Origin of the sequence: Rathayibacter sp. AY1C5, assembly GCF_002931705.1 — a bacterium.
GTDB lineage: Bacteria > Actinomycetota > Actinomycetes > Actinomycetales > Microbacteriaceae > Rathayibacter.
Genome location: NZ_PSWD01000018.1, coordinates 37,728 through 62,888 on the forward strand (window position 1 = coordinate 37,728; position 25,161 = coordinate 62,888).

The window sequence follows — 25,161 nt, forward strand, 5'->3', positions numbered from 1 at the left end:
GCCGGCCGGCCCCTGCGCGGGGGCTACTGCTGGACGGTGAGGTTCAGCAGCGCCGACGCGGCGTTGGTGTCCGCCGTGGCGGTGTGGGTGACGGTCAGCTTGTAGCTGCCCGCCGCGAGCTTCGGGAGCGTCACCACGACGTGCCCGTTCTCGTCGAGGGTCCCGGTGAGCATCGCGACGGTGGAGAGGTTCCTCTTCACCATCACGCTCACCTGACCGGTGCCGGCGACACCCGTCGAGGACTTCGCGTCGACCGTGACCTGCGCGCTGGCGCCCGGCTTGACCGGGTTGGGCGAGACGGTCGCGGTGAGCTCCGAGGCGGCCTTCGAGACGATCAGGCGGGCGGTGCCCTCCGAGGCCTTGAAGGTGGCGTCCGAGCCGTACGCCGCACGGAGGGTGTGGGTGCCGGCGCCGAGGGTCTTCGGCAGGGCGAAGGTCGCCTTGCCGTCCTTCAGCGTCGCGCGGCCCAGCTCGGTGGCGCCCTCGTAGAGGACGACCTCTCCGCCGGGGTTCCCACCCTGACCGGTGACCGTGACGGTCGCCTCGCCGGGTGCCCCGAAGGTCACGCGGGGAGCCGAGAGCGCCACAGTGGTGGTCGACGCGGCGGTCGGGGCGTTCGCCGCGGCCAGGTCGATCGTGAACTTCACCGTGCCGACCGCCGAGACGTTGCCGCCGGTGTCGGTGGCGCGGTACTGGATCGTCCGGGCGCCGTTCGTGGTGAACGGGACCGTGTACGCGCCGTTGACGGCGCGGACCGTGGTCCACGTCGTGCCGTTGTCGGCGGAGTACTGGACGGTGGAGAGCGCTCCGTTGTCCGTGGCGGTGAGGCCGAGGGTCACGGGCTTGTTGTAGACGCCGCCGACGCCCGCAGGCGCTGCCGGGTCGAGGGTCGCCGCGACGGTCGGAGCCGTCTTGTCACCGGCGCCGGCACCCTGGAAGGTGAGGGAGTCGAGCGACAGGCCGTTGGGCGAGGTCACGTAGAGCGAGCCGGTGCCGCGGGGGACGTTGGTGCCGAAGGGGACGAGGACGTCCTTCCAGCCGGCTCCCGCGGGGATGGTCGCCGTTCCGAAGGGCGCTGCGTCGGCAGCGTTCCAGCGGAGGTCGACGGTGCCCTCACCGGTGGCGCGGACCACGACGCCGGTCAGGTTGGCGAAGTTCACCGGGTCCCAGCGCAGGAAGGATCCCGCACCGAGTCCGCTGACGGCGTTGCCGCCGCTGGCGGTGGTGTCCGCGTAGGGCAGGACGCCCTCACGGGCGGCGTGCTCCGCCTCCTGCGTCTTCGGGTTCAGCCGCAGCGTCGCCTCGGCCGCAGCCGGGGGCAGGCCGTTGAAGCCGCCGTCCGTGTAGGTCACGACGACGGTGCCGTACAGCAGCGCGCCGGGGCCGTGCTCGGGCGAGTCCTTGGACGTCGGGAACGCTCCCTTGGCACCGGTGCCGGTGACCTCGGGGTGGGCGTGCTCGTCGTGGCCGAGGCCGTAGGTCCAGCCCACGCGGCTGCTGACGATCTGGTCGCCGTCCTCAGCGTCCTTGCCGGTCACCTGGTAGGGGATCGCGTCGCCCCAGCTGAAGAACGAGCCGTTGCCGGGCGTCTGGATCTGGATCTGCGGCGCCTGGTTGCCGACCGAGATGACCCGCGAGGTCAGGCTGAACTTGCCCTTGGCGTCGGTGACGCGCAGACGGGCCGTGAACTGTCCGAGCTCGGTGTAGGTCTTCTTGACGGTCACTCCGGTGGCGTCGAAGGTGCCGTCGCCGTCGAAGTCCCAGTCGTAGGTGAGCGCGTCGCCCTCGGGGTCGGTCGATCCCTTGGCGTCGAACGTGACCTCGAGCGGGGTCTGCGAGGCGGACAGGGGGGTCGCGGTGAAGCGGGCCTGCGGCGCCTTGTTGCCCTCGGCGTAGTCGATCCGGTACAGGCCCGCGTCGGGGTTGGCGCGGAAGAATCCGTCGCCGTACTCGATCACGTACATCGACCCGTCGGGGCCGAACTCCATGTCCATCGGGTTGTCGTGGATCGGCTGCGCGGCCTGGCTGAGCGCCGCGTTGGGGAGGAAGTCCTCGATGTGCGTGACCGCGCGGTCCTCATCGAGCGTGAACGCCGCGATGTAGTCCTGCGAGAACTCGCCGAAGAAGGTCTTCTTGTCCCAGTACTCCGGGAACTTCGACGTCGAGGTGTTCTCCGCGTCGAAGTGGTACACCGGTCCGCCCATGGGGCCCTGGCCGGTGCTGGTCCCGAAGTTGACGAGCTCGTCGAACGGCTGGTCGCCGGGGTTGTCGCCGTAGTAGACGGTCGCCGCCTTGGCGTCCGGGATGTCGACGAGGCCGGTGTTCCAGCGCGAGTTGTTCTTCAGGTTCTCCGGGTCGAAGAAGCCGCGGGGCGTCGACGTCTCGAAGTTCCACTCGTTGTACGGCGCGTTGGGTCCGTGGACGTAGGGCCAGCCGGAGTTGTGCGGCTCGTCCAGTCCGGTCGCGTTCCACTCGACGAGGCCCATCGGGCCGCGGACGCCGTCGGCCGCAGCGGCCTTCGTGGCGTCGGGGCCGTAGTCGCCCCAGGAGAGGGTGTTCGTCTCGGCGTCGACGTCGATCTTGAACGGGTTGCGGACGCCCATCACGAAGATCTCGGGGCGGGTCTTCTCGGTTCCCACCGGGAAGAGGTTGCCGTCGGGGATCGTGTACGAGCCGTCCTCCTGCACGGTGATCCGGAGGATCTTGCCGCGGAGGTCGTTCGTGTTGCCGGCGCCGCGACGCGAGTCGAAGCCCGGGTTCATGCGGGGCGCGTCGTTGTTCGGCGCGAAGCCCGCGGCACCCGGAGCGCTCGCCGGCGTGTTGTCGCCGGTGGAGAGGTACAGGTTGCCGTCGGCGTCCCAGTCGAAGTCGGCACCCACGTGGCAGCACTGCCCGCGCTGGGTCTCGATGTCGATGATCTTCTGCTCGCTCGCGAGGTCGAGGCCCGAGCCGGTCCACTTGAACCGGGAGAGGCGGTTGATGCCCTTCCACTGGTCCCAGTAGCTGTCGGTCGCGCCCTCGGGCAGCATGTTCGGGGCCGCGCCGGTCGGGGTGTTCCCGGGGGGCGCGTAGACGAGGTAGACCCACTTGTTCTCGGCGAAGTCGGGGTCGATGCCGACGGACTGCAGTCCGTCCTCCGAGTTCTGGTACACGGGGATCGTGTTGACGACACGGGTGGTGCCGGTCTTGGGGTCGGTGTGGCGGATCTCGCCGTTCCGAGCGGTGTGGAGGACCGACTTGTCCGGGAGGACGGCCAGGTCGAGGGGCTCGCCGACGTTCTTCGTCAGCAGGACCTTCTCGTAGTTGCTCCAGTCGAGAGCGGATGCTCCGCCCTCGGAACCGTGGTCCACTCCGTCGTGGGCCGAGGCGGGCAGGCCGAGGGCGGTGAGTCCGGAGACCGTCACCATCCCGGCGATGCCGAGTGCGAGAAGACGCCTGATGCTTCTTCTCGAGGATCGCTTACCATTCATGCGTGATGTGATTCCTTCAATGAGGTGTTCATCGCAGAGGCCGGGTCCGTCGCTGTCCGCACGACTGAGCGGATCCGGTCTCCTCCTGTCCGGCCCTGGGGCCGGTGTCTTGCACTCCTCCTCCTCTCGCGGATGCCGGTGGCGCTGCGCTGCGGGTCGTCAGTGATCCCGGGGCGGCGCCGAGGTGGGGGCCGGCGCGGAATGGTTCCCGCGCCGACCCGGGCTGGTGGGGCCGATCAGGACTCGAAGGCCGAGGGCAGGTACTCGGAGACGTTGTCCTTGGTGACGACCGGCGCGAAGAGCTGGATCTGGCGCGGGACGCCGAGCGAGCTGGTGTCGGCCATCGACTTGTTCTGCTCGACGAGGCGGGCGAGCTTGATGCCGTCCGCGGCCTGGGTCGAGGGGTAGACGACCGTGGCCTTGACGACGGAGTCGTCGGCCTCGATCGCGCGCATCACGTTGGCCGAGCCGGCGCCGCCGACGAAGAGGAACTCGTCGCGTCCGGCGGTGTCGATCGCCGCGAGGACGCCGACGCCCTGGTCGTCGTCGTGGTTCCAGATGGCGTCGATCTTCGGCGCGGCCTGGAGGAGGTTGGCCGCGGCCTGCTCTCCGCCCTGGACGGTGAAGTCGGCGGCGACGCGGTTGTCCACGTCGAGTCCGCAGCCCTCGAGCGCATCCGAGAAGCCCTGGCTGCGCTCCTGGGTCAGCGGGAGGGAGTCGATGCCGGCGATCTCGGCGACGACGGCGTCGGGGTTGTCGCCGAGCTCCTCGCAGATGTAGGTGCCGGCGCTGACGCCCATGCCGTAGTTGTCGCCGAGGATGGTCGATCGGGCGGCGAAGGGGCTGGAGAACTCGCGGTCCACGTTGATGACGGTGATGCCCGCCTCCATCGCCTGGGTGGCGACCTGCGTGAGCGCCGCTCCGTCGATCGGCAGGAGCACGATCGCGTCGACGCCGTCGTTGATGAAGGTCTCGACCTGGCTGATCTGGAGGTTGACGTCGTTGGTCCCCTCCGCGGTGCGGAGCTCCACGTCGTCGTACTTCTCGGCCTCGGCGATGGCGGCGCGGCTAACCGCACCCATCCAGCCGTGGTCGGCGGCGGGAGCGGTGAAGCCGATGACGACGTTGTCGCCGGAGGCGTCGTTGTCCGAGGCGGCCACGGCGGCGGCGGTCCCGCCGGAGGCGGCGTTGCCGGTCTCGACCGGGGCGTTCGAGATGCATCCGGTGAGCATCAGCGCGACGGCGCCGAAGGCGACGCCGGCCGAGCCGAGTCGGGCGGTGCGGGAGAGGCGGCTGCGGGTGAAGGGGCGTGCGGGCATGGAAGTGATCTCCTTCGATCGATCCGAGGGGTCCGAGGGCACACGTGTCCTGCGGAGAGGTGACCTGAGTGGTCGGGTGGGTTGCTGTGTGTGGAGGAGCGGGGCCGGAGCCCCGGGGTCAGGACTTCCTGCCGCGGGCGGCGAACCGCTGCTGCAGCAGGACGGCGGCGACGATGATCGCGCCCTTCGCGACGGCCTGAGTCGAGGTCGACATGTTGTTCTGCGTGAACACGTTGGTCAGGGTCGTGAAGATGAGGACGCCGAACACGGTGCCGACGATGGTGCCGCGGCCGCCGGCCAGCAGCGTGCCTCCGACGACGACCGCCGCGATGGCGTCGAGCTCGTAGAGGAGGCCGTTGGTCGAGCTGCCGGCGGTGGTGCGGGCGAGCATCATGACGGCGGCGATGCCGGCGGTGAGCCCGGCGAGGCCGTAGACGTACATGGTGTGGCGGCGGACCTTGATGCCGGCGAGGCGGGCCGCCTCCGGGTTGCCGCCGACCGCGATGGTGCGGCGGCCGAAGGTGGTGCGGTTGAGCAGGATCCAGCCGGCGACGGCGACGACCACGAAGATCAGCACGAGCACCGGGATGCCGAGCACGTCGGCGCGGAAGAAGTCGAGGAACGGCGTGACCGTGACGACCTGCGTCTGGCGGTTCGAGATCAGCTCGGCGAAGCCGCGGGCGGCGACGAGCATCGCCAGGGTCGCCATGAAGGCGACGACCCGGCCGTAGGCGATCAGCGCGCCGTTGATCAGGCCGCAGACGAGGCCGACGACGACCGCGGTGAGCACGATCACCAGCCAGGAGGTGTTGGCCGCGTAGTACTGGGTCGAGACCGTGCTCGCCCAGACCGTCGCGAGCCCCATCACGGAGCCGACCGAGAGGTCGATGCCGCCGGAGGTGATGACGAAGGTCATGCCGATGCTCAGCACGCCGATGACGGCGGCGAGGCGGAGGATCGTGAGCACGTTGTCGACGCTGGCGAATCGCTCCCCCGCGGTGGCGAATCCGACGATGCAGAGGATCACCAGCGCGAGCAGCAGCCCGACGTTGCGGCCGAGGGAGCCCTGCATGAGGCGGGCCATCCCGGAGCGGGAGTCCTTCGAGGGCACGCCCCCGGAGGAGCCTCCCGTCGCGGCCGACGCGTGACGGGCGGCGTCCTCCTGCGGACCGCCGATCGACGGCGACGCGGTGTCGAGCTGTCCGCTCACGCTGCACTTCCTTCCATGACGAGATCGAGCACGCGGTGCTCGTCGATCGAATCGGCCGGGCCCTCGTGGACCACGGCGCCGTCGGAGATCACGAGCACTCGGTCGGAGAGTCCGAGGACCTCGCCGATCTCGCTGGAGACCACGAGCACGGCGGCGCCGTTGGTCGCGAGGTCCCTGATCAGGGTGTAGATCTCGGCCCGTGCGCCGACGTCGACCCCGCGGGTCGGCTCGTCGAGCAGCAGGACGCGGCAGCCGCGCACGAGCCAGCGGGCGAGGAGCGCCTTCTGCTGGTTGCCTCCGGAGAGGGTGCGGGCGTCGCGGTCGACCCCGGAGGGCCGCAGGTCGAGGGAGACCGCCTGCTCGGCCGCCGCCGCGCGCTCGGAGCGCTCGTCGAGGAAGCCGCGCTTGGCGAAGCGGTCGAAGGTCGAGAGGGTGATGTTGCGGTAGACCGGCTCGTCCAGGAGCAGGCCCTGGCTCTTGCGCTCCTCCGGGCAGAGGCCGATGCCGGCGTCGACCGCCGAGGTGACGGATCCGGCGCGCAGGCGCTTGCCCGCCACGCTGACCGTCCCGGTGCTGGCGCGGCGCGCCCCGTAGATGGTCTCGAGGATCTCGGAGCGGCCGGAGCCGACCAGCCCCGCGAGGCCGACGACCTCGCCGGCGCGGATCTCGAGGGAGACGTCCGAGAAGGAGCCCTGCAGGCCCAGCTTCTCGACCTTCAGCAGCGTCTCGGCTTCGACGTCGAGCTCCTGGCGGTCCGGGAAGACGTACTCGACGGCGCGGCCGGTCATCAGGGTGATGAGCTTCGAGGTGGGGGTGTCGGCGACCGCGAGGTTCTGCGCGACGGTGGCGCCGTCCTTGATCACGGTGATCCGGTCGCCGATGGCGCGGATCTCGTCGAGGCGGTGCGAGATGTACACGATGGCGACGCCGGAGGCGGTGAGCTGGCGCACCACGTGGAAGAGGTTCTCCACCTCCTCGGAGTCGAGCACCGCGGAGGGCTCGTCCATGATGATGACCCGCGCGTCGTGCGAGAGGGCACGGGCCATCTGCACGATCTGCTTGCCGGCGGCGGAGAGCGTGCCGACCTCGCGGTTCGGCGAGATCTCGGAGTGGCCGAGGCGCTCCATCAGCTCGCGGGTGATCCTCGTGGCCTTCGCCCGGGCGGTGAAGCCGCCGCGGGAGAGCTCGTGGCCGAGGAAGATGTTCTCGGCGACGGAGAGGCCGTCGACGACGTCGAGCTCCTGGTACATCGTCGCGATGCCCAGGGCGAGGGCCGCCGTCGGGGACGGGATCGTGACGACGTTCCCGTCGACGAGGATCTCGCCCTCGGTGGGCTGGTGGGCCCCGGCGAGGGTCTTGATGAGGGTGGACTTGCCGGCGCCGTTCTGGCCGAGGAGGCAGTGCACCTCACCGGGTCGGACATCGAGGTCGACGCCGTCGAGAGCACGGGCGCCGGGGAAGACCTTCACGATGCCGCGCATCTGCAGAAGCAGCTGCTGAGACTCGTCGGAGGTGCGGGGAAGAGGCTGTGCAGCAGTGCTGCGGGGGTCTGCGGTGACCATGCGGATGAAGCTACTTCCACTTACGTCGCGGGTCAAGCAAAAGTTCTGAACCGATTCGAAGGCGGTTCGAGTGATCGCCCAGTCGCCCCAAGGGCTTCCTGCTACCGCGTCAGGGCTGGGATCCGCGGGATTACGCGACATCTGACGGCGGCGGTTGAGACATTCCGTCCGTGATAGAGCGCTCTCCGAACCCTATGAACGCGCTCATGTCCGTGCAGCCCGGGCGCGTCGCCCCGGAGGCGGCCTCGCCGAGCGCGGTAGCGCCCGCGCCCCGACCCGTGGCAGGGTCGTACGGCCGACGAAAGGACGACGATGTCGAACGACCGAGCCCTGCGCGTCGCGATGGTGGGGACCGCCTTCATGGGCCGCACCCACTCGCACGCCTGGCGCACCGCCTCCCGCTTCTTCCCCCTCCCCCTCCGCCCCGAGCTCGCCGTGCTCGTGGGGAGCAACCCCGACTCGACCGCCGAGCGCGCCGAGCGGCTGGGCTGGAGCGAGGCCTCCACCGACTGGCGGGCCGTCATCGCCCGCGACGACATCGACCTCGTCGACATCTGCACGCCGGGCGACACCCACGCCGAGATCGCCATCGCGGCCCTCGAGGCCGGCAAGCACGTGCTGTGCGAGAAGCCCCTCGCCAACTCCGTCGAGGAGGCGGAGCGGATGGTCGCCGCGGCCGCCGCCTCCGGCAAGGTGGCGATGTGCGGCTTCAGCTACCGCCGCACCCCGGCCCTCGCCCTCGCGAAGCGCTTCATCGAGGAGGGCCGCCTCGGCGACATCCGCCACGTGCGCGCCCAGTACCTGCAGGACTGGCTGTCCGACTCCGAGGCGCCGCTGACCTGGCGCCTGCAGAAGGAGCGCGCCGGCTCGGGCGCCCTCGGCGACATCGGCGCGCACAGCATCGACACCGCCCAGTGGCTGACCGGCCGCGGCATCACCTCGGTCTCGGCGACGCTGCGCACCTTCACCACCGAGCGCCCCGTGCTCAGCGAGCAGGTCGGCCTCGGCGGCCGCGCCGGTGCCGACGCCCCGCGCGGCGCCGTGACCGTCGACGACGCCGCGGCCTTCACCGCCTCCTTCGAGGGCGGCGCCCTGGGCGTCTTCGAGGCGACCCGCGTCGCGACCGGCCGCCGCAACGCCAACCGGATCGAGGTGAACGGCGAGCTCGGCTCGATCGCGTTCGACTTCGAGCGGATGAACGAGCTCGAGTACTACGACGCCCGCGACCCCGAGGAGGCGCAGGGCTTCCGGCGCATCCAGGTCACCGAGCCGGCGCACCCGTACATGGCGGCCTGGTGGCCGACCGGGCACGGCATCGGCTACGAGCACCTCTTCACGCATCAGGTCGTCGACCTCGTCGAGGCGATCGCCGGAGGCACGGCGGTCACGCCCACATTCGCCGACGCCCTCGACGTGCAGCGCGTCCTCGACGCGGTCGCCACCAGCGCGGGCGCGTCGTCCGTCTCCACGCCGGTCGCCCGCTGACCCGACCGTCCCCTCCCCGCGAGATGCCGCTCCGGTGCGCCTCCCCCGGCGTGTCGCGTGCCGAAGCGGCGTCTCACGGAAGGGGGCGGCGGGCGCGGGGAGTCACAGTCGGCGCCGTGCGCCGATCCTGCGCCATAATGCGCCTATGAGCAAGAAGATTGACGCTGCGCATCGCGCACTGGTAGAGGCCCTCGACAAGCACGCCCGACTCGTCTCGGACAAGGAGTCGAAGCCGCGGAAGGTCGAACGGGCCGGAGCCGAGCTCCGCGCCGCGACGAAGGCGTACGCCGCGCTCGTGTCCGCGCGCACCGGCGCCGCGAGCCCCTTCGCCGATCTGGCCGACCCCCGCCTGGACAAGCCGACCATCGCGTCGCTCCGGGCCGAGCGCGACGCGATCGCGAAGCGGATCGCCAAGCACGAGGCGTCGGCGGGCGAGGACGGCGCGCTCGCGAGCTGAGCGTCCGGCGCGGCGCGGTCAGGCGCTGAGCAGCCGTCACAGCGCGATCCCGCGGTGAGCGCGCGCCTCCTCTGCCTCCGAGTCGCCGTGTTACGCGCGGGTTCCGCGCGGGTCCGACCGCCTTCGTAAGGTGATCCCCGGGATCCGCGCAGTCGCGGCGCCGAGCGACCGGAGGCCGGTCGCAGCGCCGGCGGTGACCAGCACCGCCCGGTCGGCACCGCGTGCCCGGATCCTCTCCACGGAAGGATCCCCACAGCCATGACCCTGCGCACCCGACTCCTCGCGACCTCCGCGATCGCCGCCTCCGCCGCCCTCCTCCTCGCCGGCTGCTCCGGCGCGGGCGGCGGCGACGACACCGTCCGCATCGGCGTGGTCGGCGCGAGCGACCCCTACTGGGCCACCTACGAGAAGGCCGCCGCCGCCGCCGGGATCGACGTCGAGATCGTCGACTTCAGCGACTACAACCAGCCCAACCCCGCCCTCACCGAGGGCGAGATCGACCTCAACCAGTTCCAGCACATCGCCTACCTGGCGCAGTACAACACCTCGGCCGACGCGGATCTCGTGCCGATCGGCGCGACCGCGATCTACCCGCTCGGCCTCTACTCCTCGCAGTACGACGACGTCGCGGACATCCCCGCCGGCTCCACCGTCGCGATCCCCAACGACGAGACCAATCAGGCGCGCGCGCTGCTGGTGCTGCAGTCGGCCGGGCTCGTCGAGCTGAAGGACGGCGGCGGAGTGCTCTCGAACGTCGACGACGTCGAGTCCTCCTCGAAGGTGGAGGTCACCGCGCTGGAGGCCTCCCTCACCCCGACGTCGCTCCCGGACGTGGCCGCCGCGATCATCAACAACGACTTCATCGAGAACGCGGGCCTGAAGGCCTCGGACGCGATCGCCCAGGACGACCCGAGCGACCCCGCCTCCCTGCTCTACACGAACATCTTCGCCGCCCGGGCCGACGACGCCGGGAACGAGACCTACACGAAGCTCGTCTCGATCTACCAGGACAGCCAGGACGTGCTCGACGGCGTCTCGGAGCAGTCCGGCGGCACCGCGGTCTTCCTGAAGACCCCCGCCTCCGAGCTGGAGACCTCGCTCGAGTCCGCCGAGACCGACATCTCCGCCGCCTCCTGACTCCGGCACCCGCGGCACCGCGCCGGTCGGGTCCTCCGCTCGCGGAGCTCCCCACCGGCGCGGTCCCGCGCCTCCCCCGCAACAGAAAGGGCGCCCCGTGCCGCTCATCCGCATGACCGACGTGCGCAAGGTGTACCCCGGCGCAGGGCGCGGCGCCGCCCCGACCGCGGCCGTCGACGGCGTGAGCCTCGAGATCGAGGCGGGCGACGTCTACGGCGTGATCGGCTACTCCGGCGCCGGCAAGAGCACGCTCGCGCGCCTCGTCAACGCTCTGGAGCCCGCGACCAGCGGCAGCATCGAGATCGACGGCCGCGAGACCGTGGGCCTGCCCGAGCGCGAGCTGCGCCGGCTGCGCCTGGGGATCGGGATGATCTTCCAGCAGTTCAACCTGTTCGGCTCGAAGACCGTGTGGCAGAACGTCGCCTACCCGCTGCAGGTCGCGGGCGTCCCGCGCACGGAGCAGCGCGCCCGCGTCGACGAGATGCTCCGCTTCGTCGGTCTGAGCGACAAGGCGCGCAGCCACCCGGAGCAGCTCTCGGGCGGGCAGAAGCAGCGCGTCGGCATCGCCCGCGCCCTCGCCGCCTCCCCGCGCATCCTGCTGGCCGACGAGGCCACCAGCGCGCTCGACCCGGACACCACCGGCGAGGTGCTCGCCCTCCTCCGCCGCATCAACGAGGAGCTGGGCGTCACCATCGTCGTGATCACCCACGAGATGGACGTGGTCCAGCAGCTCGCGACGAAGGTCGCGGTGATGGAGTCGGGCCGCATCGTGGAGCGCGGGCCCGTCTTCGACGTGTTCTCGGCCCCGCGCGAGCCGGTCACCCGCCGCTTCGTCTCCACGGTCGTCCGCTCGGTGCCCTCGCCCGCGGAGGCGGCCGTGCTGCGCGCGCGCCACCGCGGCCGGCTGGTCACGCTCTCGTTCTCGGACGACTCCGCCTCCCAGGGCGACGTCTTCGCCGAGGTCGCGGCCGCCGGCGTGCCGCTCGAGCTCGTCTACGGCGGCATCACCGACGTCCGCGGGCGGGCCTTCGGCCACCTCACGGTCGCCCTCGACGCGCCGGACGGCGTCGTCGACTCCCTCCTCGCCCGCCTCGGCGGACGCGTCGCCCTCACGGAGGTGCCCCGATGAACGAGCTGATCCCGCTCCTGCCCAAGCTCGTCCAGGCGACCGGCGAGACGCTCTACATCGTCGCGCTGAGCCTCCTCTTCGGCGGGCTCGGCGGACTGCTGATCGGACTGGGCCTCGCGCTCACCCGCGGCGGCGCCCTCTACGCGAACCGGATGGTCCACGGACTGCTCAACGTGATCGTGAACGTGTTCCGGCCGATCCCGTTCATCATCTTCATCGCCGCGGCCCAGCCGCTGGCCCGGCTGGTGGTCGGCTCCGGCATCGGCACGGACGCCATCGTCTTCACCCTCTCGCTCGGCGCCGCCTTCGGCATCGGGCGGATCGTGGAGCAGAACCTGCTGACCGTGCAGCCCGGCGTGATCGAGGCGGCGCGGTCGGTCGGAGCGAGCCGGTTCCGGATCGTCCGCACGGTACTGCTGCCGGAGGCGCTCGGTCCGCTGATCCTCGGCTACACGTTCGTGTTCGTCGCCGTGATCGACATGTCGGCGGTCGCCGGATACATCGGCGCCGGCGGGCTCGGCAACTTCGCGATCCAGTACGGCTACCGGCAGTTCGAGCCGGTCGTCACCTGGGCCGCGGTGCTCGTGATCATCGTGATCGTGCAGCTGGTGCAGCTGCTCGGCAACGTGCTGGCCCGGCGCGTCCTGCGCCGCTGAGGCCGCCCCCGCACGAAAGCGGGACGCCACTCCGGTACGCGACACGCGAGGGTCGCTGTACCGGAGTGGCGTCTCGTGGAGGCCCGTCCGCAGAGGCGGGAGCCGTCAGTAGCGCGGCTTGCGCTCCGGGCGCTCGCTCGAGCGGCTCGGGCCGCTGGGGCGTGCGCCGCGGTCGGCGCCGGCGCGGCTCGGACGGCGGTCCGGCTTCAGCTCGATCAGCTGGCCGCTGATGCGGGTGTCGGCGAGGCGGTCGAGCACGTCCTGGGGCAGGTCGGCCGGCAGCTCCACGATCGAGAAGTCCGGGCGGATGTCGATGTGCCCGAAGTCGCCGCGGTTGAGGCCGCCCTCGTTCGCGAGCGCGCCCACGATCTGGCGGGGCTCGACGCGCTGGCGGCGGCCGACCTCGATCCGGTACGAGGCGAGGTTGCTGTTCGCCGGGCGCTGACGGCGCTCGGGACGCTCGCCCCGGTCGCCGCCGCGGTCGAAGCGGTCGCCGCGCTCGGGGCGGTCGCCGCGGTCGGGCCGGGAGTCGCGGTCCTCGCGCTCGCGACGGGCGAAGCGGGGGTCGTCGGGCGAGAGCAGCAGCGGCTCCTCGCCCTGCGCGACGATGGCCAGCGCGGCGGCGACGTCCGACTCGACCACGTCGTGGTGCTCGACGTAGTGGCCGATGATGTCGCGGAAGCGCTGCAGGCGCTCGGTGTCGGCGAGCGCCGCGGTGATCGCGTCGTCGAAGCGCGAGAGGCGGGTGACGTTGACGTCCTCGACGCTCGGCATCCGCATCTCGGTCAGCGGCTGGCGGGTGGCCTTCTCGATGGCGGCGAGGAGGCGGCGCTCGCGCGGCGTGACGAAGCTGATCGCCGCTCCGCTGCGCCCCGCGCGACCGGTGCGGCCGATGCGGTGGACGTACGACTCGGTGTCGATCGGGATGTCGTAGTTGACGACGTGGCTGATGCGCTCGACGTCGAGACCGCGGGCGGCGACATCGGTCGCGACGAGGATGTCGAGCTTGCCCGACTTCAGCTGCTCGACGGTGCGCTCGCGCTGGGCCTGGGCCACGTCTCCGCTGATCGCCGCCGCGGTGTAGCCGCGGGCGCGCAGCTTCTCGGCCAGCGTCTCCGTCTCGCTCTTCGTGCGGACGAACACGATCATGCCCTCGAAGTTCTCGACCTCGAGGATGCGGGTGAGGGCGTCGACCTTCTGCGGGTACGACACCATCAGGTAGCGCTGCGTGGTGTTGACGGAGGTCGTGGTCTTGTTCTTGACCGTGATCTCCTCCGGCTCCTTCAGGTACTTGCCGGAGATGCGGCGGATCTGCGCGGGCATCGTCGCCGAGAACAGCGCGATCTGCTTCTCGACGGGGGTGTCGGCGAGGATCGTCTCGACGTCCTCCGCGAAGCCCATCTTGAGCATCTCGTCGGCCTCGTCGAGAACCAGGAACTTCAGCTGCGAGAGGTCGAGGGTGCCCTTCTCGAGGTGGTCCATGATGCGGCCGGGCGTGCCGACGACGACGTGGACGCCGCGGCGGAGCGCGGAGAGCTGGGTGCCGTATCCCTGGCCGCCGTAGACGGGGAGGACGTGGACGCCGCGGAGGCCGGACGCGTAGCGCTCGAACGCCTCGCACACCTGCAGCGCGAGCTCGCGGGTCGGGGCCAGCACGAGGGCCTGCGGCGTCTTCTGCGAGACGTCGAGGCGCGAGAGGATCGGCAGCGCGAACGCCGCGGTCTTGCCGGTGCCGGTCTGGGCGACGCCGAGGACGTCGCGGCCGGAGAGGAGGGACGGGATCGTCGCGGCCTGGATGGCCGAGGGCGTCTCGTAGCCGACCTCCTTGAGGGCCTTGAGGACCGGGTCGGAGAGACCGAGGTCGGAGAAGGTGAGCGTGGGGGCGCTCTCGGAAGCGGTGTCGGCTTCGGGGGCGGAATCGGGGGTATCGGTGGACGCCATGGTGCAACGGTAGTGCTCCGGCGGCGCCGCCGTCCGAGGGAACCCCGAACGCTCGGGCGATCCCGACCCTCCGGAGGCGCCTCGAGCGCCCGTCACGGGGTGAAGTCGAGCAGCACCTTGCTCGAGCGCGAGGCGTCGCGGGCGAGCTCGAAGGCCTCGAGCGCGCGCTCCAGCGGCAGCACCTGCGTGACCACCGGCGCCACCGCGAGGCTCCCGTCGGCGAGCGCCGCCAGCACCTCGTCGATCTCGTCGACGAAGCGGAAGGAGCCGATCAGGCGCAGCTCCCGGGTGATCGCGAGCGAGATCAGGGCCGGCTGCTCGCCCGAGGGGAGGAGTCCCACCATCACGACAGTGCCGCCGCGGGCGGCGCCCCGGACGGCCGAGGCGAGGCCGCGCGGGCTGCCCGAGGACTCGAAGACGACGTCGGCCGCGACCTCGGCGATCGCGTCGGCGTCGGTCGCGCGGATCGTCCGGGTCGCGCCGACCGCCCGGGCGATCGCGAGGGGCTCCTCGGCCAGGTCGACGGCGACGATCTCGGCCGCCCCCGCCCGCTTCAGCACGGCGACGATCAGCGCTCCGATCGGGCCGCTGCCGATCACCAGCGCGCGACGTCCCGCCACCTCTCCGGCTCGCGAGACCGCGTGCCAGGCGACGCTCGCCGGCTCCGCGAGCGCCGCCTCCCGGAGCCCGAGGACGGCGGGCAGCTCGCGGAGCATGCGCGCCGGCAGCACCGCGTGGCGGGCGAACGCGCCCTGGGTGTGCGGCATCCGCGCGGCGCTGCCCAGATAGGTGCCCTCGGTCGCGAGGTTGGGGCGCCCGTCGGGCCACTCGCCGCGAGCGGTCGCGGGGTGCACGGCGACGGCCGCGCCGACCGGGGGTCCCGAGCCGTCCACCGCTGCCTCGACGACCGTGCCGACCACCTCGTGGCCGAGCGTCAGCGGCTCGCGGAGGATCGACTCGCCCGCGGCGCCGTGCGTCCAGGAGTGCAGATCGGAGCCGCAGATCCCGCCGTACGCGACGGCGACGAGGGCCTCGCCGGGGCCGCGCGGCGCGAGCGGCGCCTCCTCGACGCGGAGGTCGCCGGCGGCGTGGACGACGACGCGGGTGGTGGAGGCGGGGACGAGCGCGGTCATGCGGGTTCCGTTCGGTGGGTCGAGGGGTGGCTCAGACGACGACGGTCATGCCGCCGTCGATGAAGACGACCTGCCCGTTGACGTAGTCCGAGCCGTCGGAGGCGAGCCAGACGGCGGGGCCGATCAGGTCCTCGACGCGGCCCCAGCGCGCGGCGGGCGTGCGCCCGAGGATCCAGCTGTCGAACTCCTCGTCGTCGACGAGGCCCTGCGTCATCTCGGTGTGGATGTACCCCGGAGCGATCGCATTGACCTGGATGCCGTGCTGCGCCCACTCCGCCGTCATCGCGCGGGTGAGGTTGCGGATCCCGCCCTTCGAGGCGGTGTAGGGCGCGATCGTCGGCCGCGCGAGATCGGCCTGCACCGAGGCGACGTTGACGATCTTCCCGGCGCCGCGCGGGATCATCCGCTTCGCCGCCGCCCGGCCGACCACGAAGGCGCTGGTGAGGTTCGTGCGCAGCACCCGCTCCCAGTCGGCGACCTCGAGCTCGAGCAGGGGCACGCGGTGCTGGACGCCGGCGTTGTTGACCACGATGCGCAGCGGGCCCACCGCCTCCTCGATCCAGGCGACGCCCGCCTCGGCGGCCGCGTCGTCGGTGACGTCGGCGGGGAGCGCTCGCGCGCGGAGGCCGGGCCGAGACGTCCCGCTGCGCGCCGGGACGCCGGCGAGGGGCGGTGTCTCGGCGAGGGGCGGTGTCTCGGCACTGACGGGCAGCGGGAAGCCGGCGCCTCACCGCTGCCGGGCGCGTGAGCACGGCAGCTCGGCGGAGAGGCGCCGCGCGAGAGCAGCCTCCGCGCGTCGGCGCAAGGGCCCCCGCTCCGGGCGTCCCCGACCTAGCGTCGGTGGAACGGCATCATCGAGCGAAGGAGCACGACATGGCATCAGGAGTCGCAACGGTCTGGGTCCCCGTCACGGACATGGAGCGGGCGGTCGCGTTCTACCGCGACACGCTCGGCCTCGAGGTCAAGGACACCTCGGACGACTGGTCGGAGCTGGACGCCGGCGGGCTGATGATCGGCCTGAACGCCCGCGAGTCGGCCACGGTCGCGGAGCAGGGCGGGGCGGTCATCTCGTTCCAGCCCGAGGGCTCGATCGAGGACGAGCTGGAGCGCCTCACGGCGCGGGGCGCGTCGATCGAGGGCGAGATCAGCGACCACGAGTGGGGCCGCATCCTCCCCTTCAAGGACTCGGAGGGCAACGACCTCCAGTTCTACTCGCCGCCGCAGAGCTGAGCGGAGGGCCGCCGTCGAGGCGGCCGCGACGAGCGGCGGGCGGGCCGGAGCCGGAGGGCTGCGGTCCGCCCGCCGCTGTGCGTCGCGCGGGCGGTCGTTCCCCGCGCAGGTGCATCGCCCGGCCGGTCCGGTCCTCCGATCGTCTCTCCGCCGCACGTGAGGCCCTCCTCCCAGCCCGGCTCCGCACCTGAGGTTCTAGAATCAGCTGTCCGCCGCATCTGCGGAGCCCACATCCGGAGGTCCCCGTGCGTCGTCGACTGCTCCCCCTCGTCCCGGCCGCTGCCGCGCTCCTCCTGCTCGCGGGCTGCTCCGCTCCGTCGACCCCCGCCGGCGATGCGGCCACCGGCGGCGCGACGTCCTCGGTCGGCGGCTCCATCACGGTCTTCGCCGCCGCCTCGCTGAAGGGCGCGTTCACCGAGCTCGCCACGGGGTTCGAGGCCGCCGAGCCCGGCGCGCAGGTCGAGCTCTCCTTCGCCGGCTCCTCCGACCTCGCGACGCAGATCGTCAACGGCGCCCCGGCCGACGTCTTCGCCTCCGCCGACGAGCGCACGATGTCCACCGTCGCCGAGGCCGGGCTCGTCGACGGGAACCCGGTCGACATCGCCACGAACACGCTCGAGATCGCCGTGCCTCCCGGCAACCCGGCGCAGGTCGCCTCGCTCGCCGACCTCGCCCGGCCCGGGACCGCCACCGTCGTCTGCGCGCCGCAGGTGCCGTGCGGAGCGGCGGCCGCCGCGGTCGAGCAGGCCGCCGGGGTCGACATCTCTCCCGTGAGCGAGGAGTCGTCGGTCACCGACGTGCTCGGCAAGGTGTCCTCGGGCGAGGCGGACGCCGGGCTCGTCTACGCGACCGACGTCCGCGGGGCTGCGGGCTCGGTCACCGGCATCCCCTTCGCCGAGGCCTCGGAGGCGGTGAACACGTACCCGATCGCGGCGCTGACCGGAGCGGGCGACCCGGCCACGGCGGCGGCCTTCGTCGCGTACGTCGCCTCCGACGCCGGGCGCGCGGTGCTCGCGGCGGCCGGGTTCGGAGCGCCGTGAGGAGCGTCGCGGCGTCGGACGAGGGGTGCAGGACGGTCAGCGGGTCGGTCATAGGAGGGTCGTAGGACGGTCATCGGAGGCGCAGAGCCCCGGCCGCCAGGGTTGCTCGCGACGGACACCACGACCGACGAGGAGCACGACCATGACCCGCATCCCGGAGCCCCGCAGCACGCCCGACGGACCGGCCTACGAGGGCCGCCGGCTCGACCGCCCCGAGGAGGAGGTGGTCGACCAGGGCCTCCCGTTCGACGTGGGCACCCTCTTCTCGCGGCGCGGCGTGCTGACGCTGGTCGGCGCGGGGGCGGCGACCCTCGGGCTCGCGGCGTGCGCCACCGGAGCATCGGGATCCGCCCCCTCCGCCGCCGCGACCGCCACCGCGACTCCCACCGCGACCGCCACGGCCGGGGCCCGCACCGCGGTCGCCGGCGAGATCCCCGACGAGACGGCCGGCCCCTACCCGGGCGACGGCTCGAACGGGGTCGACGTCCTCGAGCGCTCCGGGATCGTCCGCAGCGACCTGCGCACCAGCATCGGCGGCGGCGCGACGGCCGACGGGGTCCCCCTGGCGCTCACTCTGACGATCCTCGACGCGGCGAGCGGGGGCGTGCCGTTCGCCGGAGCCGCCGTGTACGTCTGGCACTGCGACGCGCACGGGGACTACTCGATGTACTCCAGCGGCGTCGAGGACGAGACGTACCTCCGCGGCGTGCAGGTCGCCGACGCGTCGGGCGTCGTCTCCTTCGCCTCGATCGTCCCGGCCTGCTACTCCGGCCGCTGGCCGCACATCCACTTCGAGGTGTACCCGGGAGTGGACTCGATCACCGACGCGTCGAACGCGATCGCGACCTCGCAGGTCGCCCTGCAGGAGGAGGCGTGCACCGCTGTCTACGCCCTCGAGTCGTATGCGGGCTCGGCCGCGAACCTCGCCCGGGTCGGCCTGGAATCCGACTCCGTCTTCGGCGACGACGGCGGAGCCCTGCAGCTCGCGACGATGTCCGGCAGCCCGGCGTCCGGCTACTCCGCGGCACTCACGGCGAGCGTCGACACCCGCACCGCGCCGACCGCGGGCGCCGCGCCCCGCAGCCGCTGACCCCCGTCCTCCTCCGCGGGACGCGCCTCCGGTCCGCGACATGCCGACGGAGGCGCACCGGAGCGGCCTCTCACGAGAGGGAGAACGGGCGTCAGCGCAGGAGGCGGCGGGCGACGGCCACGGCGCCGAGCGCGGCGAGGACCCAGGGACCGCCGACGACCAGCGGGTCGAGGATCTGGTGGCGCACGTCGGTCCGGCCGCGGCGCGAGGCGATCGGGTGCGCGTGCGCCTCGGCGAGCACACCGGTCTCGGTGATCGGATCGTCCGGCCGTGTCGTGAGCAGCGAGCGGAGGTGCGCCCCGGTCGACTCCACCCGGTCGCCCAGCACGAGCAGCAGCCAGTGCGCGTGGCGCCCCTCGCTGAACCGGTCGTAGGCGTAGCGGCGGATCGCGCCGGAGACACCGTGGAGGGGCTGCGCCGTGCCGAAGACGGCGGGCAGCTCGCGGTGCTCGATGCTCTTCTCGCGACGGCCGTGCGTCCGCATTTTCTCCGGGCGCTCCCAGTGCGCGCCCGAGACGAGGTCGCTGCGCTCGCGGGGGAAGGCGGGGCGGTCGGCGGGATCGAGGTCGGCGCCCCAGCCCGGGATGCGGGCGCGCAGCTCCTCGGCGGTCGGCACGCGGACGGGGCGGTCGGCGGTGTACGGCACGGGATCCTCCTACGGGACGACGACGGTCTTGATGCAGCCGTCGAGCTTGGACGAGAACAGGTGGTACCCCTCGGCGATGTGCTCGAGCGGGATGCGGTGCGTGATCAGGTCGCTGGGCGTGATGTGCCCGGCCCGGATGTGCTCGAACAGGCGCGGCCACTGCCGGGTGACGGGGGCCTGGTTCATCCGCAGCGTGAGGCCCTTGTTGACGGCGTCGCCGAACTTGACGGCACTCGCGAGCGGACCGTAGGCGCCCATCACCGAGACGGTGCCGCCCTTGCGGACGCCGTCGATCGCCCAGTTGAGCGCGATCGGCGAGCCGCCCTGCAGCTTGAGCTTGGCGCCAGTGACGTGCTGGAGGAGGTTCCCGTCGGCCTCCGCGCCGACCGCGTCGATCACGACGTCGGCGCCGAGCCCGCCGGTGGTCTTCTTGAGGGTGACGATGAGGTCGTCCTCCTCGGTGTAGTCGATGGTCTCCGCGAAGGCGAACTCGCGGGCCTTGGCGAGGCGGTAGTCGATCTGGTCGACGACGATGACGCGGCCGGCGCCCATCAGCCAGGCGGACCGCGCGGCGGCCAGGCCGACCGGTCCGGCTCCGAGCACCACGACCGTGTCGCCCTCGACGATGTCGCCGAGCTGCGCGCCGAAGTAGCCGGTCGAGAAGGCGTCGGTGAGCATCAGGGCGTCCTCGTGCGGCAGCCACTCGGGGATCTTCGTCGGGCCCACGTCGGCGAACGGGACGCGCACGTACTCCGCCTGCCCGCCGTCGTAGCCGCCCGCCGAGTGCGAGTAGCCGTAGATGCCGCCGATCGCGGTGGCGTTCGGATTCACGTTGTGGCAGTTGGAGTAGAGGCCGCGGGAGCAGAACCAGCAGGAGCCGCAGTAGATGGTGAAGGGGACCATCACCGTGTCGCCGACGCTGAGGTTCTCCACCGACGAGCCGACCTCGTCGACCACGCCGATGAACTCGTGGCCGAAGGTGTGGCCGATCCGGGTGTCCGGGAGCAGCCCGTGGTAGAGGTGCAGATCGGATCCGCAGATCGCCGCCATCGTCACCCGGACGATCGCGTCGTTCGGGTGCTCGATCCTCGGCCGGTCCTTCTCCTCCACGCGGACCTTGTAGGGGCCCCGGTAGACCATCGCGCGCATGCCGCCTCCTGTGTCGTCGTCCCTTCAGCGTGCGTCGTGCTCCCGCCGGTCCTCCAGGGGGTTGCGCGCGGGGCCCGGGATCCCCAGCGCCCGTCCCTCCGCCGTCCTCTCCTCCCTCTCCGCGAGATGCCACCCGGATGCGCGGCACGCCGCAGGAGGCGCACCGGAGCGGTATCTCGTGGAGAGGGGGCGGGCACGGCACAGGCTCAGCCGCGGACGTAGGATCGACTCCATGCCGCAGATACGGATCAGGGACGCCGCCGCCGCGCTCGGCGTGAGCGACGACACGCTGCGGCGCTGGATCGAGAACGGGACGCTCGAGAGCGCGAAGGACGCGTCCGGGAGACGCGTCGTCGACGGCCTCGAGGTCGCCCGGCTCGCCCGCGCGAACGCCGTGCTGCCGGAGGATCCGTCCCCGGTCGCGCGCTCGGCCCGCAACCGCTTCGTCGGGATCGTCACCGGCATCGTGATGGACACCGTGATGGCGCAGGTCGAGCTGCAGTGCGGTCCCCACCGCGTGGTCTCGCTGATGAGCAGCGAAGCGGTCCGCGAGCTCGGGCTCGAGCCCGGGTCTCCCGCGGTGGCGGTGGTCAAGGCGACCACGGTCATCGTCGAGACGCCGCTCGCCCGCGGCTGATGCGCACCGGGTCCGGCCTGCCGCGCTGGGTCGTGGCCGTCGCCGCGCTCGGCGCCCTGCTGGTGCTGCTCCCGCTCGCCGCGGTCCTCGCCCGCGTCGACTGGCCGCAGTTCCTGCCGCTGATCACCTCCGACTCCTCCGTCGCCGCGCTCCTGCTGAGCCTGCGCACCTCCGCCGTCGCCACTCTGCTGTGCCTGCTGCTCGGCACCCCGATGGCCCTCGTGCTCGCCCGCACGGCCTTCCCCGGCCAGCGCCTGCTCCGCTCGCTGGTGCTGCTGCCGCTGGTGCTCCCGCCGGTGGTCGGCGGGCTGGCGCTGCTCTTCACCTTCGGGCGGATGGGCCTGCTCGGCGGCGCACTGGAGGCCCTCGGCGTCCGCATCGCGTTCTCGACCACCGCCGTCGTGATCGCGCAGACCTTCGTGGCCCTGCCGTTCCTGGTGCTGACGCTCGAGGGCGCACTGCGCAGCGCCGGCGCGCGGTACGAGTCGGTCGCAGCGACGCTCGGCGCCTCCCCCGGGACAGTGCTCCGCCGGATCACGCTGCCGCTGATCCTGCCGGGCCTCGCCTCGGGCGCGATCCTCTCGTTCGCGCGGGCGCTCGGCGAGTTCGGGGCGACGCTGACCTTCGCCGGCAGCCTCGAGGGCACGACGCGCACCCTCCCGCTCGAGATCTACCTGCAGCGGGAGAGCGATCCGGACGCGGCGGTCGCCCTCGCGCTGGTGCTCGTGGTGGTCGCGGTGCTCGTGATCGGTCTCGCGCACGGCCGCTCAGCCCGGGGGGTGCCGCGGTGAGCCTGCTGCTGGAGGCGCGGCTCGCGGCGCGCGGGATCGACGTGCGGATCGACGTGGCCGAGGGCGAGACGATCGCGCTGCTCGGGCCCAACGGCGCGGGGAAGTCGACCGTGCTCGAGCTGATCGCCGGCCTCGTCCGCGCCGACTCCGGGCGGGCGACCGCCGGCGGCGCGCTGCTCTTCGACGACCGCCGCTGGACTCCTCCGCACCGCCGCCCCGTCGCCCTGCTGGCGCAGGACCCGCTGCTGTTCCCGCACCTCAGCGTGCGCGAGAACGCGGCGTTCGGTCCGCGCAGCGCCGGCGCCGGACGGGCGCGGTCCCTCGAGCGGGCCGAGCGCGAGCTGGCCGCCGCGGGCGTGGCCGACCTGGCCGACCGGCGCCCGGGGAGTCTCTCCGGCGGCCAGGCTCAGCGGGTCGCACTCGCCCGGGCCCTCGCGACCGACCCGCGCCTCCTGCTGCTCGACGAGCCGCTGGCCGCGGTCGACGCCCGGACCGCCCCGGTCCTCCGCCGGATGCTCCGCGAGGTGCTCGCCGACCGCTCGGCGATCGTGGTCACCCACGACGTGCTCGACGCCTGGACCCTCGCCGACCGGGTTCTGGTGCTGCACGGCGGCCGTGTGGTGGAGGAGGGGCCGACCGCCCGGGTCCTCACGCGCCCGCGCACCGCGTTCACCGCCGAGCTCGCCGGGCTCGAGCTGCTCGACGGCGTCCGCACCGCGACGGGTCTGCGCACCGCCGGCGGGCACGAGCTGTCCGGAGTCGCGGCCGAGCCGGTCGCGGTCGGTGCCGCGGTGCTCGCCGCGGTCCGTCCCTCCGCCGTCTCCGTCGGAGGGGGAGGCCTCCGCGCCGTGATCACCGATGTGGAGCAGCGGGGAGACGCGGTGCGGGTGCGCAGCGCGCTCCTGACCGCCGACGTCCCGGCGGCCGACGCAGCACGCCTCGACCTCGCGCCCGGCCGCGAGGCAGGCTTCACCGTCGCTCCGGAGGATCTGCTGGTCTACCCGGCGTGAGGGGCGGGCACGAGGAGACGGCTCGCCATCCGGTGTGAATCCGTCCCTCGGACCGCCCTGTGCTCGACGCGAGGGACGGCACGAGCGCCCGACCCGCTACTCCGTCCGTCCGCCGTCCCCGCCGGGCGCCGCGTCGGACAGCGGGAGCCGCGCCCTCAGCCGCGCCCCCGCGAGCACGGGCGAGTCCGAGAGCTCCAGCGAGCCCCCGTAGACCGCGAGCTGCCGCTCCAGCCGCGCCAGGCCCGAGCGCGTCGACCCCTCGACGAGTCCGCGGCCGTCGTCGTCGAGGGTGAGCACCACGACGCCCGCCGCCTCGTCGCCGCGCACCCGCAGCGAGGAGGCGCCGCCGTGCTTCAGCGCGTTGGTGACCGCCTCCTCCAGGAACCGGACCAGGAGCATCCGCTGGTCGAGCGGCGCCTCGGCGCCCTCGGCGGCGAGCGCCGGGATGCGGCCGAGGTCGAGGTCGACGGCGATCTCGGGAGGGAGTCGCGCGACGAGGTCGCGGACGGCGGGGACCAGGCCGTGGTCGATCTCGACCGGGTAGAGGGCGTGGCCGACCGCGCGCACCTCGTCCTCGCGGAGCCGGTCGAGCCGGGCGGCGATGGCGAGCAGCCGCTCCGAGGCCGCCTCGTCGGATGCGCTCGCGACCGCGTGCAGCTCGGCGGTCAGCACCACGAGTCCGTTCTGGAGGCCGCCGTGCAGGCTCTGCGCGACGTCGCGCCGCACCCGCAGCTCCTCCCGCTGCAGGGCCTGCACCGCCTCGAGCGCCTGCACGGAGGCGCGGGCGTGCTCCCGCTCCTTCTCGCGCACGCGCCGTGCCGCGCGCACGAGCAGGTAGCCGTAGGCGGTGATCAGCGCGATCACCGTGGATCCGACGACCAGCTCGACCGCGAGAGCGGGAAGTGCCGAGAGCGGGTAGACGCCGGTCAGCACCTGGAGGCAGCAGCGGACGAGTCCCATCCCCACGGCGATGACCGCCGTCCGGGCCACGCGGGCGCCGCCGGTCGAGCGCTCGGGGCGCAGCACCGCGACCAGGGCGATCGCGAGCCCGATCGTCGACACGTTGACCAGGACGCGCGTCGTCACGTCGAGCAGCGGCCCCGGATCGACGCTCCGCAGCGTCCGCGACAGCATCCCGAGCGCGAAGACGGCCTGGAGCGCGGCCAGCAGCGAGAGGACGCCGCCGAGGAGGGCCATCGCTCCGAGGACGATGCGGTTGTCCTCGCGCGTGTCGCTCGGGCCGGCGCTCATCCGGTGTGCTCGAGGAAGAGGAGCGTCGCGTCGACCCGCGGGTTGCGCTCGCCGTCCGACCGCACGCCGAGGCCCGCGTAGACGGCGTTGACGTGGTTGTCGACCGAGCGGACCGCGATGCCGAGGCGCTCGCCGATCGCGGCGTTGGTCAGCCCCGATGCGAGACCCGAGAGCACCTCGTACTGGCGCGGGCTCAGCGCGGCGACCGGGGAGTCGCGGCGGGCCGCGCGGGCGGCGACCAGCGCCGGATCGAGCACGGTGCGGCCGTCCGCCGTCGCGCGGACGGAGGCGAGCAGCGCGGGGGCGGAGAGGGAGGAGGTCTTCGAGAGGTAGCTCCAGCCGCGGGCCTCGGCGCGGTCGAGGCGGAGGAAGCGGTGCATCGCGTCGACGGCCGAGAGCAGGACGATGCCCAGCCCCGGCGCGGTGGACCGCAGCCGGCGCCCGAGCTCGATGCCGTCCCCGTCGCCGAGCTCGATGTCGAGGATCGCCACGTCGAGCTCCGCGGGCCGCAGCACCGACCGCGCCTCCGTGGCGGATCCGGCCTCCACGACGCTCCGCACGCCCGGCACCGCGCGCAGCAGCGACGACAGCATGTGCCGGTAGAGGGGCTGGTCGTCGACGACGGCCAGCCTGAGCTCCGGAACGCCCCCCACGGATGTCATCCGCCCATCTTCACCCATGCTCCGGAGGTCGAGGCGTCCCTCGACCGGGGGTCACCGCGCGAGGATCCGCGTCGGCTCGCGGGCGGCGGCGGGCGCCTGCCCCGTGAGCGGGGGATCAGGAGTGACGGGGCGGGGTCGATGAGGCGGGTGCGGAGG

22 protein-coding genes are annotated in these 25,161 nt (G+C 72.8%); 11 read left to right on the plus strand and 11 right to left on the minus strand.

From position 1 onward, the window contains the following. Window positions 1–23 precede the first annotated feature (23 nt). From C5C57_RS12725 to C5C57_RS12740, 4 genes are all read right to left on the minus strand, one after another. Window positions 24–3,470 (minus strand): PQQ-dependent sugar dehydrogenase, encoded by a 3,447-nt coding sequence (locus C5C57_RS12725; RefSeq protein WP_146082424.1) that lies wholly within the window; start codon window positions 3,468–3,470, stop codon window positions 24–26. A gap of 236 nt (window positions 3,471–3,706) precedes the next feature. Next, window positions 3,707–4,789: a substrate-binding domain-containing protein gene (locus tag C5C57_RS12730; protein WP_104222461.1), complete on the minus strand. Its 1,083-nt coding sequence runs from the start codon at window positions 4,787–4,789 to the stop codon at window positions 3,707–3,709. Between the two features lie 118 nt (window positions 4,790–4,907). Beyond that, window positions 4,908–5,873 carry an ABC transporter permease gene (locus C5C57_RS12735; RefSeq protein ID WP_104222491.1) on the minus strand — a complete coding sequence of 322 codons (966 nt, stop codon included), beginning with the start codon at window positions 5,871–5,873 and terminating at the stop codon, window positions 4,908–4,910. A 122-nt stretch (window positions 5,874–5,995) separates the two neighbouring features. Beyond that, window positions 5,996–7,480 (minus strand): sugar ABC transporter ATP-binding protein, encoded by a 1,485-nt coding sequence (locus C5C57_RS12740; RefSeq protein ID WP_208543410.1) that lies wholly within the window; start codon window positions 7,478–7,480, stop codon window positions 5,996–5,998. A 393-nt stretch (window positions 7,481–7,873) separates the two neighbouring features. On the opposite strand from C5C57_RS12740, the gene C5C57_RS12745 reads away from it, so the two are divergent. The 5 genes from C5C57_RS12745 (at window position 7,874) to C5C57_RS12765 (ending at window position 12,425) form a co-directional block, all read left to right on the plus strand. Continuing rightward, window positions 7,874–9,046, plus strand: coding sequence for a Gfo/Idh/MocA family protein (locus C5C57_RS12745; RefSeq protein ID WP_104226598.1), 1,173 nt, complete (start codon window positions 7,874–7,876; stop codon window positions 9,044–9,046). Between the two features lie 145 nt (window positions 9,047–9,191). Continuing rightward, window positions 9,192–9,503: a hypothetical protein gene (locus C5C57_RS12750; RefSeq protein ID WP_104222458.1), complete on the plus strand. Its 312-nt coding sequence runs from the start codon at window positions 9,192–9,194 to the stop codon at window positions 9,501–9,503. A gap of 258 nt (window positions 9,504–9,761) precedes the next feature. Continuing rightward, window positions 9,762–10,640 carry a MetQ/NlpA family ABC transporter substrate-binding protein gene (locus C5C57_RS12755; protein ID WP_104226597.1) on the plus strand — a complete coding sequence of 293 codons (879 nt, stop codon included), beginning with the start codon at window positions 9,762–9,764 and terminating at the stop codon, window positions 10,638–10,640. A 112-nt stretch (window positions 10,641–10,752) separates the two neighbouring features. After that, window positions 10,753–11,769, plus strand: a complete 1,017-nt coding sequence (locus C5C57_RS12760) for a methionine ABC transporter ATP-binding protein (protein ID WP_104297692.1) — start codon at window positions 10,753–10,755, stop codon at window positions 11,767–11,769. After that, entirely contained in the window at window positions 11,766–12,425 is a 660-nt protein-coding gene (locus tag C5C57_RS12765) for a methionine ABC transporter permease (RefSeq protein WP_104226596.1), read from the plus strand. Before C5C57_RS12760 ends, C5C57_RS12765 begins: the two co-directional genes overlap by 4 nt. Window positions 12,426–12,530: 105 nt before the next feature. Here C5C57_RS12765 and C5C57_RS12770 read toward each other — a convergent pair whose 3' ends face one another. From C5C57_RS12770 to C5C57_RS12780, 3 genes are all read right to left on the minus strand, one after another. Further along, on the minus strand, window positions 12,531–14,366 hold the full coding sequence (locus C5C57_RS12770) for a DEAD/DEAH box helicase (RefSeq protein WP_104237941.1): 1,836 nt from the start codon (window positions 14,364–14,366) through the stop codon (window positions 12,531–12,533). Window positions 14,367–14,458: 92 nt separating this feature from the next. Further along, window positions 14,459–15,499: an L-idonate 5-dehydrogenase gene (locus tag C5C57_RS12775; protein WP_104247665.1), complete on the minus strand. Its 1,041-nt coding sequence runs from the start codon at window positions 15,497–15,499 to the stop codon at window positions 14,459–14,461. 31 nt (window positions 15,500–15,530) lie between these two features. Then, complete coding sequence (locus C5C57_RS12780) at window positions 15,531–16,211, minus strand: SDR family oxidoreductase (RefSeq protein ID WP_104226593.1); 681 nt, start codon at window positions 16,209–16,211, stop codon at window positions 15,531–15,533. Between the two features lie 161 nt (window positions 16,212–16,372). On the opposite strand from C5C57_RS12780, the gene C5C57_RS12785 reads away from it, so the two are divergent. The 3 genes from C5C57_RS12785 to C5C57_RS12795 all read left to right on the plus strand — a co-directional run bounded on the left by C5C57_RS12785 (window position 16,373) and on the right by C5C57_RS12795 (window position 18,859). Then, a complete protein-coding gene (locus C5C57_RS12785) occupies window positions 16,373–16,729 on the plus strand; it encodes a VOC family protein (RefSeq protein WP_104226592.1) in 357 nt (118 codons plus the stop codon). Window positions 16,730–16,974: 245 nt separating this feature from the next. Then, on the plus strand, window positions 16,975–17,769 hold the full coding sequence (gene modA, locus C5C57_RS12790) for a molybdate ABC transporter substrate-binding protein (protein ID WP_104247666.1): 795 nt from the start codon (window positions 16,975–16,977) through the stop codon (window positions 17,767–17,769). Between the two features lie 142 nt (window positions 17,770–17,911). Beyond that, a complete protein-coding gene (locus tag C5C57_RS12795; RefSeq protein ID WP_104247667.1) occupies window positions 17,912–18,859 on the plus strand; it encodes an intradiol ring-cleavage dioxygenase in 948 nt (315 codons plus the stop codon). Window positions 18,860–18,950: 91 nt separating this feature from the next. On the opposite strand, the gene C5C57_RS12800 is transcribed toward C5C57_RS12795, so the two are convergent. Both C5C57_RS12800 and C5C57_RS12805 read right to left on the minus strand, forming a co-directional pair. Further along, window positions 18,951–19,505, minus strand: a complete 555-nt coding sequence (locus C5C57_RS12800) for a hypothetical protein (RefSeq protein ID WP_104247668.1) — start codon at window positions 19,503–19,505, stop codon at window positions 18,951–18,953. A 9-nt stretch (window positions 19,506–19,514) separates the two neighbouring features. Then, complete coding sequence (locus C5C57_RS12805; RefSeq protein ID WP_104247669.1) at window positions 19,515–20,654, minus strand: zinc-dependent alcohol dehydrogenase; 1,140 nt, start codon at window positions 20,652–20,654, stop codon at window positions 19,515–19,517. 232 nt (window positions 20,655–20,886) lie between these two features. Between C5C57_RS12805 and C5C57_RS12810 the strand changes: the two genes are divergently transcribed. The 3 genes from C5C57_RS12810 to C5C57_RS12820 are packed head-to-tail and all read left to right on the plus strand — an operon-like array spanning window position 20,887 to window position 23,092. After that, window positions 20,887–21,291, plus strand: a complete 405-nt coding sequence (locus tag C5C57_RS12810) for a molybdopterin-binding protein (protein WP_104222447.1) — start codon at window positions 20,887–20,889, stop codon at window positions 21,289–21,291. Continuing rightward, a complete protein-coding gene (locus C5C57_RS12815; protein ID WP_104247670.1) occupies window positions 21,291–22,082 on the plus strand; it encodes an ABC transporter permease in 792 nt (263 codons plus the stop codon). The genes C5C57_RS12810 and C5C57_RS12815 overlap by 1 nt, the downstream gene beginning before the upstream one ends. Next, window positions 22,079–23,092 carry a sulfate/molybdate ABC transporter ATP-binding protein gene (locus C5C57_RS12820; RefSeq protein ID WP_104247671.1) on the plus strand — a complete coding sequence of 338 codons (1,014 nt, stop codon included), beginning with the start codon at window positions 22,079–22,081 and terminating at the stop codon, window positions 23,090–23,092. Before C5C57_RS12815 ends, C5C57_RS12820 begins: the two co-directional genes overlap by 4 nt. A 96-nt stretch (window positions 23,093–23,188) precedes the next feature. Here C5C57_RS12820 and C5C57_RS12825 read toward each other — a convergent pair whose 3' ends face one another. Both C5C57_RS12825 and C5C57_RS12830 read right to left on the minus strand, forming a co-directional pair. Continuing rightward, window positions 23,189–24,343, minus strand: a complete 1,155-nt coding sequence (locus C5C57_RS12825) for a sensor histidine kinase (protein WP_104247672.1) — start codon at window positions 24,341–24,343, stop codon at window positions 23,189–23,191. Then, window positions 24,340–25,005 carry a response regulator transcription factor gene (locus C5C57_RS12830; protein WP_104247673.1) on the minus strand — a complete coding sequence of 222 codons (666 nt, stop codon included), beginning with the start codon at window positions 25,003–25,005 and terminating at the stop codon, window positions 24,340–24,342. The genes C5C57_RS12825 and C5C57_RS12830 overlap by 4 nt, the downstream gene beginning before the upstream one ends. Window positions 25,006–25,161 lie beyond the last annotated feature (156 nt).

Coding starts and splice junctions, on each gene's coding strand:
- C5C57_RS12830 (WP_104247673.1), bottom strand. CDS start 25,005: ATGACATCCGTGGGGGGCGTTCCGGAGCTCAGGCTGGCCGTCGTCGAC.
- C5C57_RS12735 (WP_104222491.1), bottom strand. CDS start 5,873: ATGGCCCGCCTCATGCAGGGCTCCCTCGGCCGCAACGTCGGGCTGCTG.
- C5C57_RS12745 (WP_104226598.1), top strand. CDS start 7,874: ATGTCGAACGACCGAGCCCTGCGCGTCGCGATGGTGGGGACCGCCTTC.
- C5C57_RS12815 (WP_104247670.1), top strand. CDS start 21,291: ATGCGCACCGGGTCCGGCCTGCCGCGCTGGGTCGTGGCCGTCGCCGCG.
- C5C57_RS12825 (WP_104247672.1), bottom strand. CDS start 24,343: ATGAGCGCCGGCCCGAGCGACACGCGCGAGGACAACCGCATCGTCCTC.
- C5C57_RS12765 (WP_104226596.1), top strand. CDS start 11,766: ATGAACGAGCTGATCCCGCTCCTGCCCAAGCTCGTCCAGGCGACCGGC.
- C5C57_RS12750 (WP_104222458.1), top strand. CDS start 9,192: ATGAGCAAGAAGATTGACGCTGCGCATCGCGCACTGGTAGAGGCCCTC.
- C5C57_RS12785 (WP_104226592.1), top strand. CDS start 16,373: ATGGCATCAGGAGTCGCAACGGTCTGGGTCCCCGTCACGGACATGGAG.
- C5C57_RS12760 (WP_104297692.1), top strand. CDS start 10,753: ATGACCGACGTGCGCAAGGTGTACCCCGGCGCAGGGCGCGGCGCCGCC.
- C5C57_RS12725 (WP_146082424.1), bottom strand. CDS start 3,470: ATGAATGGTAAGCGATCCTCGAGAAGAAGCATCAGGCGTCTTCTCGCA.
- C5C57_RS12740 (WP_208543410.1), bottom strand. CDS start 7,480: ATGCGCGGCATCGTGAAGGTCTTCCCCGGCGCCCGTGCTCTCGACGGC.
- C5C57_RS12730 (WP_104222461.1), bottom strand. CDS start 4,789: ATGCCCGCACGCCCCTTCACCCGCAGCCGCCTCTCCCGCACCGCCCGA.
- C5C57_RS12810 (WP_104222447.1), top strand. CDS start 20,887: ATGCCGCAGATACGGATCAGGGACGCCGCCGCCGCGCTCGGCGTGAGC.
- C5C57_RS12755 (WP_104226597.1), top strand. CDS start 9,762: ATGACCCTGCGCACCCGACTCCTCGCGACCTCCGCGATCGCCGCCTCC.
- C5C57_RS12795 (WP_104247667.1), top strand. CDS start 17,912: ATGACCCGCATCCCGGAGCCCCGCAGCACGCCCGACGGACCGGCCTAC.
- C5C57_RS12775 (WP_104247665.1), bottom strand. CDS start 15,499: ATGACCGCGCTCGTCCCCGCCTCCACCACCCGCGTCGTCGTCCACGCC.
- C5C57_RS12805 (WP_104247669.1), bottom strand. CDS start 20,654: ATGCGCGCGATGGTCTACCGGGGCCCCTACAAGGTCCGCGTGGAGGAG.
- C5C57_RS12770 (WP_104237941.1), bottom strand. CDS start 14,366: ATGGCGTCCACCGATACCCCCGATTCCGCCCCCGAAGCCGACACCGCT.